Origin of the sequence: Microbacterium sp. H37-C3, from assembly GCF_027157935.1 — a bacterium.
GTDB lineage: Bacteria > Actinomycetota > Actinomycetes > Actinomycetales > Microbacteriaceae > Microbacterium > Microbacterium plantarum.
The window spans coordinates 702,804-720,004 of the sequence record NZ_JAPVLR010000001.1 but is presented as its reverse complement, the minus strand read 5'-3'; the positions used below and the strand labels follow the sequence as shown (position 1 = coordinate 720,004).

The following is a 17,201-nucleotide window of genomic DNA, read 5'->3' as shown; positions in this document are numbered from 1 at the left end:
ATGAAAGCCACCCCCGCAGATCAGCTGCTGCTGCTGGACATCGCCCGCCTTGACGCGCAGGCGCGCGGAGCGGAGGCCGCCAAGCGCAATCCGGCTCAGGCGGCGCGTGTCAACGAGCTGCTCGCACGCCGTCAGGAGCTCTCGGTCGAGCTGACCGGCCTGCTCGGCAATCGCGACGACATCGAGGCCGAGCTCAAGCGCATCGCATCGGACGTCGCTGTCGTCGACGCTCGAGCGGCTCGCGATGCCGATCGACTCGCGGCGACCTCGAACCCGAAGGACGCCCAGGGCCTCGAGCACGAGATCGCTTCGCTCGCCCGCCGTAAGAGCGAGCTGGAAGACGCGCAGCTCGAAGCCATGGAGCGCCTCGAGGCCGCGGAAACCGCGGTCTCCGCGCAGCAGGCCCTGATCGCCGAAGTCAACGCCGAAGGCGGGCGGTTGAGCGCCGAGGGCAAGGCCGCCGTCGCGGACGCCCAGGCCCGTCTCGACGCGGCCACCCGTGACCGTGCGGCGGTCGCGGCCAAGGTGCCCGCAGATCTTCTGGCGCGTTACGAGTCGCTCGCCGAGCGGACGCCGGGCGCCGGCCTCCTGCAGCGCCGCACGTGCGGCGGGTGCCACATGGAGCTCTCCGGAACCGACCTCAAGGCGATCGGGCAGGCTGCCGCCGACGAGGTCGTGACGTGCCCCCAGTGCGGCTGCATCCTCGTCCGCACCGAAGAATCCGGTCTGTGATCCGTCGATGACCACACCGCGCGCCCGGTGGCGCGCGGTGGGACGCCGCAATGACGGAGACGTCGACATCGCGGTGGTGGATGCCGCCGGCGCGGTGGTCGAGCGCGGCCGTGTCGCCGCCGGCGAGCTGGCGGGTGAGATCGCAGCCGACCCCGATGCGCGGTGGATCTGGTCTGACACGACGGCCTGGTACCACGACATCCTGGCCGCCGGCGTCCGGGTGGCGCGGTGTCACGACCTGCGACTGTGCCACGCGATCCTGCGCGACAGCTCGCTCGTCACGGAACCGGCACAGCTGCGGGCCGTGACCTCCTGGGACGCCGCGCCCGAAGACCCGGTGTCTGATCGCGACGTCCTCTTCGCGCTCGAGCCCGCCGCCGACGCCCTTCCGCATGACCTCGACGCGACCCTCGCAGAGTTCGCACGGCAGGTCCGCGCCATGGCGAGCGCGACCGATCCCGGTCGCCTGCGCCTCCTGACCGCGGCCGAGTCCGCCGGAGCCCTCGTGGCCGTCGAGCTGCACGTTGCGGGCGTCCCGTGGAGTCGCGAGGTGCACGACGCGATCCTCGCGGACGCGCTGGGCCCCCGTCCGCGACCGGGTGAGCTTCCGAGTCTTGTGCGCGACTTGGCCGACCGGGTGCGGAAGGCGCTCGGCGACCCGACCGCGAGCCTCGACTCGCAACCGCGCCTGCTGCGCTCGCTGCACCGGGTGGGTGTGCTCGTCGAGTCGACGAGCAAGTGGGAGCTCCGACGTCACGAGCACCCGGTCATCGAGCCGCTTCTGGCCTACAAGCGTGCGATGCGGCTGTTGAGCGCCAACGGCTGGGCGTGGATGGACGAATGGATCCCGACCGACCGGTTCCGTCCGGTCTACGTGCCGGGAGGGGTCGTCACGGGGCGCTGGGCGTCTTCAGGCGGAGGAGCGCTGCAACTGCCCCGGATGCTGCGGCCCGCGGTGCGAGCCGATCCCGGGTGGCAGCTGGTGGTCGCGGACGTCGCTCAGCTCGAGCCGCGCATCCTCGCGGCGATGTCCGGCGACCTCGCCCTCGCCGATGCCGCGCGGGGGCGCGACCTGTACGAGGGCGTCGTGGCCCGCGGTACCGTCCCCTCGCGTCAGGAGGCGAAGATGGCGCTGCTCGGCGCGATGTACGGGGCGACGACCGGCGACAGCGGGCGGCTGGTACCGTCGCTGCGCCGCGCGTACCCGCGGGCGATGGCCCTCGTCGATGACGCGGCGCGCGTGGGAGAGGAGGGCGGCTCGGTGCGCACGCTGCTCGGTCGCACCAGCCCGGCGCCGTCCGCGGCGTGGCGCGAGCTCCAAGCGGATGCCGCCGAGCCCGAGGCATCCGATGCCATCAAGACGCTCGCGCGGTCACGGGCCCGCGAGCGCGGCCGGTTCACCCGAAATTTCGTCGTTCAGGGGACGGCGGCCGAATGGGCGCTCGCCTGGCTCGCCGACCTCCGGCAGCGCCTCGCGGCTTTTCCGAGCGTCGGAGACCACCCCGTCACGGGGCGCGCGCACCTCGCGTTCTTCCTCCACGACGAGATCATCGTGCACACCCCCGTCGAGCACGCCGAGTCCGCCGCGGCAGCCGTCCGCGACGCCGCAGACGCGGCAGGACGACTGCTCTTCGGCTCGTTCCCCCTGGACTTCCTGCTGGACGTGCGCATCGCGGCCTCCGCCGACAAGAGCTGACGACGGGCGTGGGTGGGCCCGCCGGTAGACTCGACGGGCGAATGGGTCGGCTGGACGGTCGCGTGGCGGGCAACCGCACCGAGGAACGTCCGGGCTCCACAGGACAGGACGGTGGGTAACGCCCACCCGGAGTGATCCGCGAGACAGTGCCACAGAAAGCAGACCGCCGGCGTCCGCGCCGGTAAGGGTGAAAGGGTGGTGTAAGAGACCACCGGGGTCGTGGTGACACGACTCGCACGGTAAACCTCGTCCGGAGCAAGGTCAGACAGGGGATGTTGACGCGGTCCGCCGAGTCCCCGGGTAGACCGCTGGAGCGGCACGGCAACGTGTCGCCGAGAGAGATGGCCGTCCACGGGGCTCACGCCCCCGGACAGAACCCGGCGTACAGGCCGGCCCATTCGCCCAACCCCGCTTCACGTCAGGCGCACTTCCGCGCATCAGGCGCGGCTTGAAGCGCGCGCGATGCGCGGAAGTGCGCCCGAAGCCGCAGCTGCCGGCGAGACCTCGCCGTGCGAGGTCAGTGGGCGGTCGTGCCGGCGAGGTCTTCCGTCGTCTCGTCGAGCACGCCCGGGCGTTCGCCGGCGAGCGCGAGGGCCGCTGCGCCGATGATGCCGGCGTTGTTGCGGTGGACGGCGGGCACGATCGGCGTCTTCAGGTCGAGCAGCGGCAGGAACTTGTCGGCATGCTTGGACACTCCACCGCCCACGACGAAGAGATCGGGCGAGAAAAGGAACTCGATGTGGCTGTAGTACCACTGCAGGCGCTCGGCCCACTCGGGCCAGTCGAGCTCGTCGCGCTCCATCGCCGAGTACGCGGCCCAGGCCTCGGCATCCTTGCCGTGTTTCGCCCGGTGCACGTGCCCGAGCTCGGAGTTCGGGATGAGCACGCCGTTGTAGATCATGGCCGAGCCGATGCCGGTGCCGAGCGTCGTCAGGATGACGAGGCCGTCCTGGTCGCGTGCGGCGCCGTAACGCAGCTCGGCGACGCCGGCGACATCCGCGTCATTGGCGAAGTGGATCTGACGGCCGAGGCCCTTCTCGAAGAAGCTCTCGGCTTCGAAGTCGATCCAGGTGTCTGCGACGTTGGCCGCCGAGAGGGTGCGGCCATTCTTCACGATCGCGGGGAAGGCCACGCCGAGCGGCACGTCGCCCGCGTCGGTCACCTCCAGTCGGTTGAGCACGACCTTGACGGCATCGAGGACGTCTTCGGGCTCTGCCCCGTGGGGCGTGGCGACCTTGATCCGATCGGTCAGGAGCTCGCCCGTCGACAGGTCGACGACCGCTCCCTTGATGCCGGTTCCGCCGATGTCCACTCCGACGGCCCGCGTCGCACTCGCACTCATACGGCTCAGCCTATCGAGCGCGAGCTCACCGGATTAGGCTCGGGCTGAGCGCCATCGCAGGCGCAGTCTGGAGCGACCATGCCCGAGAGCCACGACGAGTACTGGTACAACCTCACGACGCACGAGGTGGAGCACGGCAAGCAGTCGCCGGGCGCCGATCGCGCCGGCCCTTTCGCCTCCGCCGAGGAAGCAGCGCGGGCTCCGCAGATCATGGCCCAGCGCGCGCAGGCATGGCGCGAGGACGAGGCTCGGGAGGACGACTGGGGCACGCCGCCGTCGGAGGGCGCTCGCCGCCAGTAGTCTGGGATCCGACCCTGTCTCGGAGAGGACGCGATGGACAAGCAGCGGGACTTCGTACTGCGAACGATCGAGGAGCGCGGCGTCAAGTTCGTGCGGCTCTGGTTCACCGATGTGATCGGCACCCTGAAGTCGGTCGCGATCGCCCCGGCAGAGGTCGAGGGCGCTTTCGCGGAGGGCCTGGGCTTCGACGGCTCGGCCATCGAGGGACTGACCCGAAGCTACGAGTCGGACCTGCTCGCGCACCCTGATCCGACCACGTTCCAGCTCCTGCCCTGGCGCGGCGAGATCGACCCCACCGCTCGGATGTTCTGCGACATCACGACGCCGGACGGTCAGCCCGCGGTCGCCGACCCGCGCAACGTGCTCAAGCGGACCCTCGCGAAGGCGGCCGACGCCGGGTTCACCTTCTACACGCACCCCGAGATCGAGTTCTACCTGCTGAAATCGTCGTCGTACGGGCCCGACGGTCCCGAGCCGGTCGACTCCGCCGGCTACTTCGACAACGTCCCCGGCGGCACGGCGCATGACTTCCGCCGGCGCTCGGTGCGGATGCTGGAAGACCTCGGCATCTCGGTCGAGTACAGCCACCACGAGGGCGGCCCGGGCCAGAACGAGATCGACCTGCGCTACGCCGATGCCCTTGCGACGGCCGACAACATCATGACCTTCCGGACCGTCATCAAGGAAGTGGCGATCGAGCAGGGTGTGTACGCGACCTTCATGCCGAAGCCCCTCAGCGGCCACCCGGGCAGTGGGATGCATACCCACATGTCGCTCTTCGAGGGCGATGTGAACGCGTTCTACGAAGAGGGTGCGCAGTACCAGCTCTCGCAGACCGGCCGCCAGTTCATCGCCGGTCTTCTCCGCCACGCCAACGAGATCTCGGCGGTCACCAACCAGTTCGTGAACTCGTATAAGCGCCTGTGGGGCGGCGACGAGGCCCCGAGCTTCATCACGTGGGGTCACAACAACCGCTCGGCTCTCGTGCGCGTGCCGATGTACAAGCCCAACAAGAGCCAGTCGTCGCGCGTGGAGTACCGTGCGCTCGACTCGGCTGCCAATCCGTACCTGGCGTACGCGCTGCTACTCGCAGCGGGGCTGAAGGGCATCGAAGAGGGCTACGAGCTCCCCGCCGAGGCCGAGGACAACGTGTGGTCGCTCACCGATTCGGAGCGTCGGGCCCTCGGTTACGCGCCGCTTCCCGCGAGCCTCGATCACGCTCTCGAGTACATGGAGGAGTCCGAGCTCGTCGCCGAGACGCTCGGCGAGCAGGTGTTCAACTACGTGCTGCTGAACAAGCGTCGCGAGTGGCAGAACTACCGCGCCCAGGTGACGCCGTTCGAGCTCAAGAGCAACCTGGAGATGCTCTGAGGCCATGACCCGGTCACCTCGTTCGACCGGGCTGACGGGGTTGGCCCGGGCGGGCTTCGATGACCTCGCGCGCGCGGATGCCGACCTCGCCGAGCTCGCCGAGCTGACCGGCATCGAGCGCGGGGAGCTCGTCGGATCGGCGGAGCTGGCGGCGGACCCCGACGGAGCGGTGGCGGCGCTGCTGCGCATCGCCCGCCGGGATGCCGAGATCGTCACCGACACGCTGCGACGGCGGCCTGCGGCGGTGTGGTCGGTGCTCGGCGCGTCGCACGGGCTGGCCGACTTCTACCTGCGGCATCCCGAGGAGCTCGCCGATCTCGCCTCCGACGGCGACGGACTCCCCACACGCGACGAGCTGAGCGCGCAGATGCTGGATGCCGTCGGCGCCGAGGACGGCTTCGCGGCCTCCTGGGGTGACGAGGCCTGGGTCGCGCTGCGGGTGCGATACCGCCGGATGCTGGCGCGCATCGCACGGTTCGACCTCGCAGCATCCGACCCGACGATCATCTTGCACGCGGTCGCTGCGGCCCTCGCCGACGCTGCCGGTGCCGCCCTCGAGGCGTCTCTCGCCGTCGCGCGCAGCAGGCTCGTCGCCGGCGTCCCCGGCGCGGCGCGTTCCGAGCGCGACGCCGTCGCCGCGACTCGCCTCGCGATCATCGGGATGGGCAAGTCCGGGGCGCGCGAACTGAACTACGTCAGCGACGTCGACGTCATCTTCGTCGGCGGATCGGCCGACGAAGCCGTCGTCTCGGAGTCGCAGGCCGTCGAGATCGCGACGAGACTGGCGATTCAGACGATGCGCGGCATCTCGGAGGTTGAGATCGAGCCGCCCCTGTGGGAGGTCGACCCGAACCTGCGGCCCGAGGGGAAGCAGGGGGCACTCGTGCGCACCCTCGAGTCGCACGTCGCCTACTACGACCGCTGGGCGAAGAGCTGGGAGTTCCAGGCTCTGCTCAAGGCGCGGCCGCTCGCCGGTGACCCGGAGCTGGGGGAGCAGTACGTCGACGCTGTCCAGCCGATGGTGTGGGCGAGCGCGGCTCGCGAGAACTTCGTCGAGAGCGTGCAGAAGATGCGCGAGCGGGTGACCGACCACATCCCACCGGGCGAGGTCGCGCGGCAGCTCAAGCTCGGACCGGGCGGCATCCGCGATGTCGAGTTCACCGTCCAGCTGCTGCAACTCGTGCACGGCGCCTCCGATGACCGCATCCGGGAACGGTCGACTCTGGACGCCCTCGACGCGCTCGTGTCGGAGGGGTACATCGGACGCGAGGACGCGTCACGCTTCGCATTCGACTACCGGCGTCTGCGCGTCATGGAGCACAGGCTGCAGCTGCGCGAGCTGCGCCGGACCCATCTCATGCCCGAGGACGGGGCGGCGCTGCGAACGCTCGCGCGCTCGTCGCGCATCGGCGACGGCGGCGACCGGGTCGTCGCGGTGTGGGAGGAGATCAAGCGCGAGGTGCGTGAGATCCACGTGCGGCTGTTCTACCGGCCGCTCCTCTCGGCGGTCGCGGCGCTGCCCGCCGATGAGCACACGCTCTCGCCCGACGCGGCGAAGGCCCGTCTCGCCGCGATCGGGTTCCGTGATCCCGCGGGCGCGCTGCGGCACATCGGCGCCCTGACGAGCGGCCTCAGCCGCAAGGCCGTCATCCAGCGACACCTCATGCCGGTCATGATCCGCTGGTTCGCCGATGGCGTCGACCCGGACTACGGACTGCTCGCGTTCCGCCGCGTCAGCGAACGGCTGGGGAACACGCCGTGGTTCCTTCGGATGCTGCGCGACTCGGCGGGCGCCGCCGAGCGTCTCACCCGCCTGCTCTCGGGCTCGCGCTACGTAGGCGAACTGATGGAGTGGATCCCCGAGTCGATCGCCTGGCTCGACTCGCCTGATCAGCTCCGGCCGCGACCCGGATTCGTGCTGCAGGAGGAGGCGCGCGCGATCCAGACCCGACACGCCTCGATCGATGACGCGATGTCGGCGGTCCGCGCCCTCCGGAGGCGTGAGCTGCTGCGCCTGGCGATGGCGGCCGTCGTCGGCGAGCTGTCGATCGAAGAGCTCGCCGAAGGCCTGACCACCATCACGGAGGTCACCATCCAGGCGACACTGCGCGCCGTGCGGCGCGAGGTGGTGCCGCCAGAGGACGACCGCCTCGACTTCTCGGTCATCGCGATGGGGCGTTTCGGCGGTGCCGAGCTCGGGTTCGGATCGGACGCCGACATCATCTACGTCTTCGACGCGAATGGGGTGCCGGCGCAGCGGGCCCAGGAGCTCGCCCTCCAGCTCGTGCACGGCGTGCGCCGATACTCCGAGGATCACCGTCTGCCGCTCGAGCTCGACGCGGGCCTGCGCCCGGAGGGTCGCAACGGTCCACTCGTGCGCTCGCTGGAGTCGTACGCGGAGTACTACCGGCGCTGGTCGCTGTCGTGGGAGGCGCAGGCGCTTCTGCGCGCTCGGGGCGTCGCGGGCAGTGTGACGCTCATCGATCGCTTCCTCGCCCTCGCCGACGACCTGCGTTATCCGGTGGCCCCCGACCCTCAGGGCCTCCGCGAGATCCGGCGTATCAAGGCGCGCGTCGAGAGCGAGCGACTGCCCCAGGGGCAGGACCGCTCCCGGCACCTCAAGCTCGGTCCGGGGGGCCTGAGCGATGTCGAATGGCTCGTGCAGCTCATCCAGCTCGAGCACGCTCACCGCGTAGCGGGCCTGCGCACGACCTCGACGATCGCCGCACTCGAGGCGGCAGTAGAGGCCGACCTCATCCCGCGGGATGCCGCGGAGAAGCTCGCTGCGGCATGGCGGCTGGCCAGTCGGCTGCGCTCGGCGAACACCCTGCTGTCGGGACAGACGAGCGACGTCCTGCCGACTGATCGTGGCCGCCTGGACGGAATCGGTCGTTTGCTGGAGTATCCGGCGCGATCGGCGACCATCGTGGAGGAGGATTGGATGCGCGCTGCGCGTCAAGCCCGCCGCGTGTTCGAGAAGCTCTTCTACGGCTAAGGGGAAACATGTCGGTTGGTCTGCTGGCTGTCGTCGACGACATCCTGAGCGCGGCGCTGCGCGCCTCCGCGAAGTCGGCGGGTGTCGTGATCGACGATGCCGCGGTGACGCCCCAGTACGTGCAGGGGATCACGCCCGCTCGGGAACTGCCGGTCGTGGGGAAGATCGCGCTCGGCTCGATCGCGAACAAGTTCCTCATCATCATTCCGGTCGCGCTGTTGCTGACCGCGTTCGCGCCGGCTGTGCTGCCCTTCCTTCTCATCCTCGGTGGAATGTTCCTCTGCTACGAGGGAGCCGAGAAGGTGCTGGAGTGGTTCGGGGTGCACCACGGGGCGGAGGACGACGGCCCGCGCGACGAGAAGAAGCTCGTGCTCGGCGCTGTCCGCACCGACCTCATCCTCTCAGCCGAGATCATGCTCATCTCGCTCTCGAACCTCGACGAGGGGATGGGCATCTGGCAGACCCTCGCTGTCCTGGCCGTGATCGCCCTGCTCATGACGGGAATCGTCTACGGAGCGGTCGCGCTCCTAGTGAAGATCGACGACATCGGCCTGCGGATGGCGAAGAACCCGTCATCTCGCGTCCGGCACACCGGCATGCGTATCGTCCGGTCGATGCCCGCTGTGTTCCGCGTGATCAGCGTCGTGGGCACCGTCGCGATGCTGTGGGTGGGCGGTCACCTCGTGCTCGCGAACCTCGGCGAGGTGGGAGTGGCCTTCACCCTCGACCTGCTGCACGGGGTGGAGCACCTGCTCGAAGCCGCGGGCGGTGTGGTCGTCTGGATCGGCGAGACGGCCGTGTCGGCAATCGCCGGGCTGCTCGTCGGGCTCGTGATCGTCGGTGTGCTCACGGTGATCCGGCGCCTCCGGCACAGCGAACCGCAGCATGCCGGAGGCGCCGGCACGCATTGAGCGTCAGCGCTCGCCGCGCTCGGCGTTCGGAATCCGGTTCTGCTCCGCCTCGACGGGGTCGGTGTCGAGATCGGGCACGATCGAGGTGTCGTCGCGATCGGTGTCCTGCGCGGCGGGGTCGGCGATGGGCTGCTGGTCACGGGATGCATCGGTCATGACGGCAGTCCACCGCGGCGTCGGCATCCGGTCACGGTGGTTGACACGAAGTCAAGCCGCCTGCACTCGGTTCCCGGCTCTCATAGCCTGACGAGGTGATGACGACCTCGACGCTGCCTCGCCCGGAGCGTGTCGGATGGTCGCCCCGGCGGATCTCCGTCGACGGGCTCGCGTTCCGCGTCTGGAGCTCCGCCACCGAAGCGTCGCCTCCGAACATCGTGCTTCTCCACGGGGTGGGGATGTCGCACCGCTCGTTCCTCCGGCTGCACCCGCTGCTCGCGCGGAGCGCATCGGTGCACAGCGTCGATCTGCCCGGCTTCGCGGGCCTGCCGACGCCGCGTCGGAATGTGCCGGTCGCCGCAATGTCGGATGCGCTGGCGGAGGTGCTGGGTCGCGTGCTCGCGAGACCCGCTGTGCTCGTCGGGCACTCGATGGGGGTGCAGTGGGCGGTGGAGACGGCGTCGCGGCATCCGGATCTGGTGAGTGGGCTCGCCCTGATGGGCCCGGTCGTCGATGATCACCACCGCACGCTCGGCGCGCAGGCCCTGGCACTGTCCCGCGATGGACTGCTCGAGCCGCCCCGGGTGAACGCCCGCGTCACGCTCGACTACTTCCGAACCGGCCCCCGCTGGTTCTTCGCGCAGGTCCGGCACATGCTCGCCTATCCCATCGAGGAGCGCGTGGCGCAGCTGAATGTGCCGACGCTTCTCGTACGCGGCGGCCGCGACCCGATCGCGGGGGACGCGTGGGTCGAGCGCCTCGCCGCCCGAACGGCACGAGGCAGCGTCCTCGTTGTACCGGGTAAGGGCCACCACGTCGAGCGCACCGCGGCGGAACCTGTCGCCCGCGGCATCCTCGCGATGGCCGCGTCGAGGGACCCGGGAGAGGGCCCGTGATCTTCCGCCCCGTGAGGAATGCCGCGTGGTGGATCGCGGACTACGCCTACGCCGTCGTCTGGCAGGCTCGCGCCTTCTTCTCGCGGACGGATCCCGGCGACTTCGGGTCGGGGGATGGCACGCCCGTCGTGGTGCTGCCCGGCGTCTACGAGACGTGGCGCTTCCTGCAGCCCCTGATCACCGAGCTGCACGACCGCGGGCATCCGGTTCATGTGATCGCCGCGTTGGGGCGGAACCGCTGGCCGGTGCCGCGTGCCGCGCGCCACGTCGCGGAGTACCTGCAGCAGCACGATCTCGACGACGTCGTGATCGTCGCGCACAGCAAGGGCGGCCTCGTCGGCAAGCAGGTCATGGCGGATCCCGCCGTCGGCGGTCGGGTCCGGGGGATGGTCGCCGTCGCGAGTCCGTTCGCCGGATCGGTCTACGGCCGGCTCATGCTCGTGCCGACGCTGCGTGCGTTCTCGCCGACTGCGCCTGGGATTCTGGCGCTGGCGCGCGAAGTCGCACCCAACCCGCACATCGTGTCGGTCTACGGCGAATTCGATCCTCACATTCCGGGTGGAAGCGAGCTCGACGGTGCGCGCAACGTCCGGTTGGAGACCGGGGGACACTTCCGCATCCTCGCGCACCCGCGGGTCATCGCCGAGGTCGTGCGACTGGCCGAGTGAGGCTCCTCAGTTGATGATCTCGGCGCGTTTCATCCGGTCAGGATGGCTCCGTCGCCGGCGGTGCGCACGCACGCCGAAACGACGGAGCCCCGCCGCCCAGCTCGCGAGAGCGGGCGACGGGGCTCCGTCGCAGCTGGTGCTCAGACGCCGAAGTACAGCTCGTACTCGTAGGGGTGAGGACGCGCGTTGATCGGCTGGATCTCGTTCTCGATCTTGTACTCGATCCAGGTCTCGATCAGCTCGGGCGTGAAGACGCCGCCGGCCAGCAGGAACTCGTGGTCGTTGCGCAGCGCCTCGAGGGAGTCGAGCAGCGAGTTCGGAACCTGCGGGATGTTCTTGGCCTCCTCAGGCGGCAGCTCGTAGAGGTCCTTGTCGACCGGCTCGTGCGGCTCGATGCGGTTCTTGATGCCGTCGAGGCCGGCCATCATCTGAGCGGCGAAGGCGAGGTACGGGTTGCCCGAGGCGTCCGGGGCGCGGAACTCGATGCGCTTGGCCTTGGGGTTGGTGCCCGTGATCGGGATGCGGACGGCCGCCGAACGGTTGCCGGCCGAGTAGACCAGGTTGACCGGAGCCTCGTAGCCCTTGACGAGACGCTTGTACGAGTTGAGCGTCGGGTTGGTGAACGCCAGGACCGCGGGAGCGTGCTTGAGCAGGCCGCCGATGTACCAGCGCGCGATGTCGGAGAGTCCGCCGTAGCCCTTCTCGTCGTAGAAGAGGGGCTCGCCGTTCAGCCACAGCGACTGGTGGGTGTGCATGCCCGAGCCGTTGTCGCCGAAGAGGGGCTTGGGCATGAAGGTCGCGACCTTGCCCCACATCTCGGCGGTGTTCTTGACGATGTACTTGAACTTCAGGATGTCGTCCGCCGAGTGCACCATGGTGTCGAAGCGGTAGTTGATCTCCTGCTGTCCACCGGTGCCGACCTCGTGGTGGGCGCGCTCGAGCACGAGGCCCGACTCGATGAGCTTGAGCGAGATGTCGTCGCGCAGGTCGGCGGTCTTGTCGACGGGCGAGACGGGGAAGTAGCCGCCCTTGTACGCGGTCTTGTTGGCGAGGTTGCCGCCCTCTTCGACGCGGCCGGTGTTCCAGGCGCCCTCTTCGGAGTCGACGGAGTAGAAGCTCGAGTTCTGCTTCACTTCGTAGCGGACGTCGTCGAAGATGTAGAACTCCGCCTCGGGGGCGAAGAACGCGGTGTCGGCGATACCGGTCGAAGCGAGGTACTTCTCGGCCTTCTTCGCGACCTGGCGCGGGTCCTTCGCGTAGATCTCGCCGTTGCGCGGGTTGTAGATGTCGAAGATCATGATCAGCGTCTTCGCCTCACGGAACGGGTCGACGTAGGCCGTCGAGACGTCCGGGATCAGCTGCATGTCCGACTCGTGGATGTTCGCGAAGCCGCGAATGGACGAGCCGTCGAACAGCTGACCGACCGTGAAGAACTCCTCGTCGACGGTCGAGGCCGGGATGTTGAAGTGCTGCTGCACGCCAGGGAGGTCCGTGAAACGGATGTCGAGGAACTTGACGTCCTCGTCCTGGATGAACTTGAGCACCTCGGAAGAATCTTTGAACATGGAGTCTCCAAGATCGGGTGAGGAACAGCCTGGAGTCATCCAGACCTCTTCGAACCTATCGGCATCCAGTTGCCCGGCAGTATCTCGGATGTTTCCGGGATGTTACGCGGCCGGCCCCGTTTAGGCTGGTGAAGTGCCCGAACCCCTGCGCGAGAACACCTATCCCGGCGAGCGGTTGGGGCGTCCCGAGTACGGCCCCGGCAGCGTCGGCCGCCTGGGCCGGCGGCTCGCGGCGCTGGTGATCGACTACGCCGCGGCCACGCTGCTCGCGACCGCGTTCCTCGGTTTCAACCAGTTCGCCCTTCCGGGTGAGGCGGGAGTGACGCAGTTCGCGCCGATCACCGTCTTCGCCGCGCTCCAGGTCATCTTCATCCCGCTCATCGGGGGCAGCCCGGGTCATCGCATCGTGGGCCTGCGCCTCGAGCTCCTGCACGGCGGCTGGACGGGCCTCTGGCGTCCGATCATCCGGACGCTGCTCCTCGTCCTCGTCATCCCCGCCGTCGTGTTCGATCCCGACCAGCGGGGCCTCCACGACAAGGCGGCCGGCACGATCCTCGTCCGGGCCTGATCCCGCCAGCCTCGGGCCGGGTGGAACTCAGCGGGGTCGCTGGGCGCGAGCCTTCATCGGGTCGACGCCCTTCGGGATCGGCAGCGAGGTGACCGACTGTGAGACGGACTCGATGCGCTTGATGACGGCCGCCATCGTCGTGCGGTCGATCGCCTTCGGCAGCGCCTTGATGGTGGGGGCGAGCTTGGCGATGGGGACCTCGTCCTCGCCGTGGCCGACGTACAGCACGTGGATCGGCACACCCGAGGCCACGCGCTTGACCTTGCTGCGCTCGTCGTTGATCAGTCGCGTCAGACGTCCGCGGGCACCCTCGCCGATGATGACGACACCGCCACGGCCGACGGCCCGGTAGACCGCTTCCTGAGTCTTCGGGTTCACGCCGACGGGCATCTCCGAAGCCTGCCACTTTCGGCCGAGGTTGGTCGAGATGATGTGCCCCGTCGCTCCCGGCATCCCGTCGATGCGCTTGTACATCGCCCGGGTCGCCAGTCGCGTCATGGTGATCATGGCGCCGAGGATGCCGAAGAGCAGACCCGTGACGCCCCACAGGATGATGCTCCAGATCGCTCCCGGCGGGATGAGGAAGCCCACGAGCACGCCGAGACCGATGCCGACGACCACGATGCCGATGAGCAGCCACGGCAACCAGCTGTAGTACTCCTTCGTGAAGGTGAAGAGGGAGCGGAGCTGGGAGAAGAATCCGGGGCGCTTCTCGGGTGCGGTGCTGCGGGACGACATGCTCACAGCCTACCTTTTCGGCCGCCCCGTTCCGCCTGCACAGGCACCGTCGCGCGATCACTGTGCACATCGGCACCGGAAGGTCGCAGGCGCGCCGGGCGCCATCGCGAGACTGGGGCCATGATCCGAACGGGCAATCTCGACGTCACCACTCCGTTACGCCGCGTCGCGCCCCCGGAGGTGCCTTTCGCCGGGGAGATCCTGGCGACGTCCGACGGCGCGGTGTACCGAGTCTCTGCGGCGGACGTGCCGCGTCCGGTGTGGGCGGCGCGGCCGGACGGTCACCTGCTCGCCGTCGAGGACGTGGACCGGATCGCGGGGACGACCGTGGCGATTCTGCCGTTGCTCGACACACGCCTGTGCGGTGGTGAGCAGCCGTTCGACCTCACGCCCGGCCAGGCGGTGACACTTGCGGTCAGCGTTCTCCGAGGGGCGGCCGAAGCGGCGGAATCGGACTGCCACGAGGGGGAGTGGTGGTCGACGACCCAGGGACGACCTGTGCTCGTGCCGAGCGGAGACCGCGCATGGGAACTCTCGTCGCGGCTGGTGCTCGACCGGATCGCGGACGCCGTGCTGCCCCGGCGGATCCGTGACCGACTCGACGAGGCGCTGAGCGACCGGGTCACGCTGCCTTTCACGGTGCCCGGACTCGAGGACGACCTCTTCGCGGTGGCGACCCCGGAGCCGTTCGCGGTGTCGGTGTCGGCGTCATCTCCGTCCGCGCGCAACGTTCGCGAGCACGACACCGCTGGCCATCCCGGCGCCCGACCGGGTCCGGCTCCGCTGGCACGGGATGCTGCCGCCGGGCTCGTCGACGGCGAGGTCGTCGAGCGCCTGACCGATGTTCTCAGCTCGGTGCGCGCCGCAGTCCGACGCGTGTCCGACCGGCTCCCGGCCCGGCGGCGGGGCCATGGCGCCGAGGCCCACGACAAGAGCGGGGGAATCGCGACCGGGAGGCGACGCGTCCCGATGGTCGCGCTCGCTGCGGTCGCCACGACGCTCGTGGTGGGTCTGCTGTGGCCGGAGGGTGGCGAGAGCGACAACGGATCCGCCTCGGCCCGAGACGTGCCCGAAGACTCGATCGTGCGCCCGACGCCGAGGCATGACGCAGCGCAGGAGACGTCGGCCGCGCCGGTTCCCGCCGCGGAGGAGGCTCCTGCACCGGTCTCCGGCGCGCCCGAAGACGACGAGGAGCCCGACCCGGTCGAGAGCGCGATCGACGAGCTCGCGCGGTGCTGGCGGGAGGAGGACGCGCGATGCCGTGCGGCGATCCTGGAGCGTCCGGATGCGGCGCTCCCGGAAGGCGTCGCGACGTCCGCCGGCCCTCGAGAGGTGGCCCTCCTGGATGATCTGGGCGGAGTCGAGGTGGTTCGCGTCGACGACCCGTCCGGGACGCTGCCTGCGCAAGTCGTCGTGCTGGTTCGGCGTGACGACAAACGGCTGGTCCGCGACGTGTATGACGTCGCGGACCAGCCGTGAGGTGGGTGCTCAGCTGATCAGTAGCCGAGGTTCCCCTCGAACTGGGCGCCCTCGAGGCGTGCCTTCATCGCGCTCAGGAATCGAGCTGCGTCGGCGCCGTCGATGGTGCGGTGGTCGTACGAGAGCGCGAGGTACACGTACGAGCGCACCGAGATCGCGTCCTTGCCGTCCACCGTCACGACGCCGGGGCGCTTGTAGACGATGCCGGTGCCGAGGATCGCCGACTGCGGCAGGAACACCACCGGGGTGTCGAAGAGCGCGCCGCGCGATCCGGTGTTCGTGATGGTGAACGTTCCGCCTGCGAGCTCATCGGGCTTCAGCTTGTTGTCACGCGTGCGTGCGGCGAGGTCTGCGATGTCCTGAGCGATCTGTGCCAGGTTCTTCGAGCCTGCGTCGCGCAGCACGGGCGTGAGCAGCCCGCGCTCGGTGTCGACCGCGATCGAGATGTTCTCGGTGGCGGGGTAGACGATCTCTTCGCCGTCGACCGTCGAGTTGACGATCGGGAAGGTCTGCAGCGCCTCGGCTGCAGCGAGGGCGAAGAAAGGCAGGAACGACAGCTTCGCGCCGGTCTTCTCGTTGAAGTCGACCTTCACCTTGTCGCGGAACGCGGACAGCTTGGTGACGTCCACCTCGACGACGGTCGTCAGCTGAGCGGTCTGCTGCATCGACTCGACGGCGCGCTTGGCGAGCACCTTGCGCAAGCGCGACATCGGCGCGCGCGTTCCGCGCAGCTCCGAGACCTCGACCTGCGCGGGGGCGGCGGGAGCCTCCGCGGATGCGGCGGCGGGCTGGGCCGATGCTGCTTCCGCGGCCTTGAGGACGTCTTCCTTGCGGATGCGACCGCCGACGCCGCTGCCCTTGATCGACGACAGATCGACGCCCTGCTGCTGGGCGAGGCGACGCACGAGCGGCGTGACGTAGGTGACGCCGTCGTTGTCGGAGGCGGACGCTGCTTCAGCGGCCGGAGCCGCCGGAGCAGCCTGCGGAGCGGAAGCTGCCTGCTGAGCCGGAGCGGCCTGCTGAGCCGGAGCGGGCGCCGATTCCTGCGCGGGGGCCTCGGCCGGCGCGGCGGGCTTCTCAGCTGCGGGCTCGGGCGCCGCGGCGGGCTCGGGGGCGGCGGGCGCTTCCGCGGCCGGGGCGGGAGCGCCCGAGCCGATGCGCGCGAGTGCCGCGCCGACCTCGACGGTCTCGTCCTCCTGGACGAGGATCTCGACGAGCGTGCCGGCGAAAGGCGCGGGGATCTCGGTGTCGACCTTGTCGGTGGAGATCTCGAGAAGCGGCTCGTCGACCGCGACGTCGTCGCCGATCTGCTTGAGCCAACGGGTGACGGTTCCCTCGGTCACGCTCTCGCCGAGCTCGGGGAGCACGACATCCTTCGCGTCGCCGGATGCCGCCGGAGCGGGAGCCGCCTGCTGGGGTGCGGCGGGTGCCTCGGCGGCAGAAGCCTCCTCCGCGGGAGCGGGAGCCTCCTCAGCCGGAGCCTGCTCGGACGGTGCGTCGCTTGCGGGCGCGCCCGAACCGTCACCGATCTTCGCCAGAACGGCGCCGACCTCGACGGTCTCGTCCTCCTGCACGAGGATCTCTTCGATGACGCCGCTCACGGGCGACGGAATCTCGGTGTCCACCTTGTCGGTGGAGATCTCGAGAAGACCCTCGTCTTCCTGGATGGTGTCACCGACCTTCTTGAGCCAGCGGGTCACCGTTCCCTCGGTGACGCTCTCTCCGAGCGCGGGGAGGACCACGGAAGTGCTCATGAATCTGTCTCCTTCAAGAAATGCCGATGT

The 17,201-nt window shown here is 69.6% G+C and carries 15 protein-coding genes and 1 other RNA gene; 11 read left to right on the top strand and 5 right to left on the bottom strand.

What is annotated here, in order from left to right:
* From O1W71_RS03590 to rnpB, 3 genes are all read left to right on the top strand, one after another.
* Nucleotides 1-732 (top strand): zinc ribbon domain-containing protein, encoded by a 732-nt coding sequence (locus tag O1W71_RS03590; protein ID WP_269266550.1) that lies wholly within the window; start codon nt 1-3, stop codon nt 730-732.
* A 7-nt stretch (nt 733-739) separates the two neighbouring features.
* Nucleotides 740-2,428, top strand: a complete 1,689-nt coding sequence (locus tag O1W71_RS03585) for a bifunctional 3'-5' exonuclease/DNA polymerase (protein WP_269266549.1) — start codon at nt 740-742, stop codon at nt 2,426-2,428.
* Between the two features lie 42 nt (nt 2,429-2,470).
* Nucleotides 2,471-2,829: RNase P RNA component class A (gene rnpB, locus O1W71_RS03580), an RNA gene on the top strand.
* A gap of 116 nt (nt 2,830-2,945) precedes the next feature.
* Here the strand turns inward: rnpB and ppgK are convergent.
* Nucleotides 2,946-3,770, bottom strand: a complete 825-nt coding sequence (ppgK, locus tag O1W71_RS03575; protein ID WP_269266548.1) for a polyphosphate--glucose phosphotransferase — start codon at nt 3,768-3,770, stop codon at nt 2,946-2,948.
* Nucleotides 3,771-3,848: 78 nt separating this feature from the next.
* On the opposite strand from ppgK, the gene O1W71_RS03570 reads away from it, so the two are divergent.
* From O1W71_RS03570 to O1W71_RS03555, 4 genes are read left to right on the top strand one after another with little or no spacing between them, the layout of a single operon-like run.
* Nucleotides 3,849-4,070: an SPOR domain-containing protein gene (locus tag O1W71_RS03570; protein ID WP_114587856.1), complete on the top strand. Its 222-nt coding sequence runs from the start codon at nt 3,849-3,851 to the stop codon at nt 4,068-4,070.
* A gap of 33 nt (nt 4,071-4,103) precedes the next feature.
* The gene (gene glnA / locus O1W71_RS03565) at nt 4,104-5,441 is read left to right on the top strand and encodes a type I glutamate--ammonia ligase (RefSeq protein WP_064956796.1); all 1,338 of its coding nucleotides are present in this window, start codon (nt 4,104-4,106) and stop codon (nt 5,439-5,441) included.
* 4 nt (nt 5,442-5,445) lie between these two features.
* Nucleotides 5,446-8,436, top strand: coding sequence for a bifunctional [glutamine synthetase] adenylyltransferase/[glutamine synthetase]-adenylyl-L-tyrosine phosphorylase (locus tag O1W71_RS03560; protein WP_269266547.1), 2,991 nt, complete (start codon nt 5,446-5,448; stop codon nt 8,434-8,436).
* An 8-nt stretch (nt 8,437-8,444) separates the two neighbouring features.
* Nucleotides 8,445-9,347 carry a DUF808 domain-containing protein gene (locus O1W71_RS03555; protein WP_269266546.1) on the top strand — a complete coding sequence of 301 codons (903 nt, stop codon included), beginning with the start codon at nt 8,445-8,447 and terminating at the stop codon, nt 9,345-9,347.
* Nucleotides 9,348-9,350: 3 nt separating this feature from the next.
* On the opposite strand, the gene O1W71_RS03550 is transcribed toward O1W71_RS03555, so the two are convergent.
* Entirely contained in the window at nt 9,351-9,503 is a 153-nt protein-coding gene (locus O1W71_RS03550) for a hypothetical protein (protein ID WP_269266545.1), read from the bottom strand.
* 98 nt (nt 9,504-9,601) lie between these two features.
* Between O1W71_RS03550 and O1W71_RS03545 the strand changes: the two genes are divergently transcribed.
* Nucleotides 9,602-10,399, top strand: a complete 798-nt coding sequence (locus O1W71_RS03545; RefSeq protein WP_269266784.1) for an alpha/beta fold hydrolase — start codon at nt 9,602-9,604, stop codon at nt 10,397-10,399.
* Nucleotides 10,396-11,067: an esterase/lipase family protein gene (locus tag O1W71_RS03540; RefSeq protein WP_442923714.1), complete on the top strand. Its 672-nt coding sequence runs from the start codon at nt 10,396-10,398 to the stop codon at nt 11,065-11,067. The genes O1W71_RS03545 and O1W71_RS03540 overlap by 4 nt, the downstream gene beginning before the upstream one ends.
* A 140-nt stretch (nt 11,068-11,207) precedes the next feature.
* On the opposite strand, the gene glnA (O1W71_RS03535) is transcribed toward O1W71_RS03540, so the two are convergent.
* Nucleotides 11,208-12,632 (bottom strand): type I glutamate--ammonia ligase, encoded by a 1,425-nt coding sequence (gene glnA / locus O1W71_RS03535; RefSeq protein ID WP_023951345.1) that lies wholly within the window; start codon nt 12,630-12,632, stop codon nt 11,208-11,210.
* 133 nt (nt 12,633-12,765) lie between these two features.
* Here glnA (O1W71_RS03535) and O1W71_RS03530 point away from each other — a divergent pair, with 133 nt between their 5' ends.
* On the top strand, nt 12,766-13,200 hold the full coding sequence (locus tag O1W71_RS03530; RefSeq protein WP_240309658.1) for an RDD family protein: 435 nt from the start codon (nt 12,766-12,768) through the stop codon (nt 13,198-13,200).
* A gap of 27 nt (nt 13,201-13,227) precedes the next feature.
* On the opposite strand, the gene O1W71_RS03525 is transcribed toward O1W71_RS03530, so the two are convergent.
* Entirely contained in the window at nt 13,228-13,938 is a 711-nt protein-coding gene (locus O1W71_RS03525) for a DUF4191 domain-containing protein (protein ID WP_112614144.1), read from the bottom strand.
* Between the two features lie 120 nt (nt 13,939-14,058).
* Here O1W71_RS03525 and O1W71_RS03520 point away from each other — a divergent pair, with 120 nt between their 5' ends.
* On the top strand, nt 14,059-15,417 hold the full coding sequence (locus O1W71_RS03520; RefSeq protein WP_269266544.1) for a hypothetical protein: 1,359 nt from the start codon (nt 14,059-14,061) through the stop codon (nt 15,415-15,417).
* 17 nt (nt 15,418-15,434) lie between these two features.
* Here O1W71_RS03520 and sucB read toward each other — a convergent pair whose 3' ends face one another.
* Nucleotides 15,435-17,171 (bottom strand): 2-oxoglutarate dehydrogenase, E2 component, dihydrolipoamide succinyltransferase, encoded by a 1,737-nt coding sequence (gene sucB / locus O1W71_RS03515; protein WP_269266543.1) that lies wholly within the window; start codon nt 17,169-17,171, stop codon nt 15,435-15,437.
* Between the last annotated feature and the right edge of the window lie 30 nt (nt 17,172-17,201).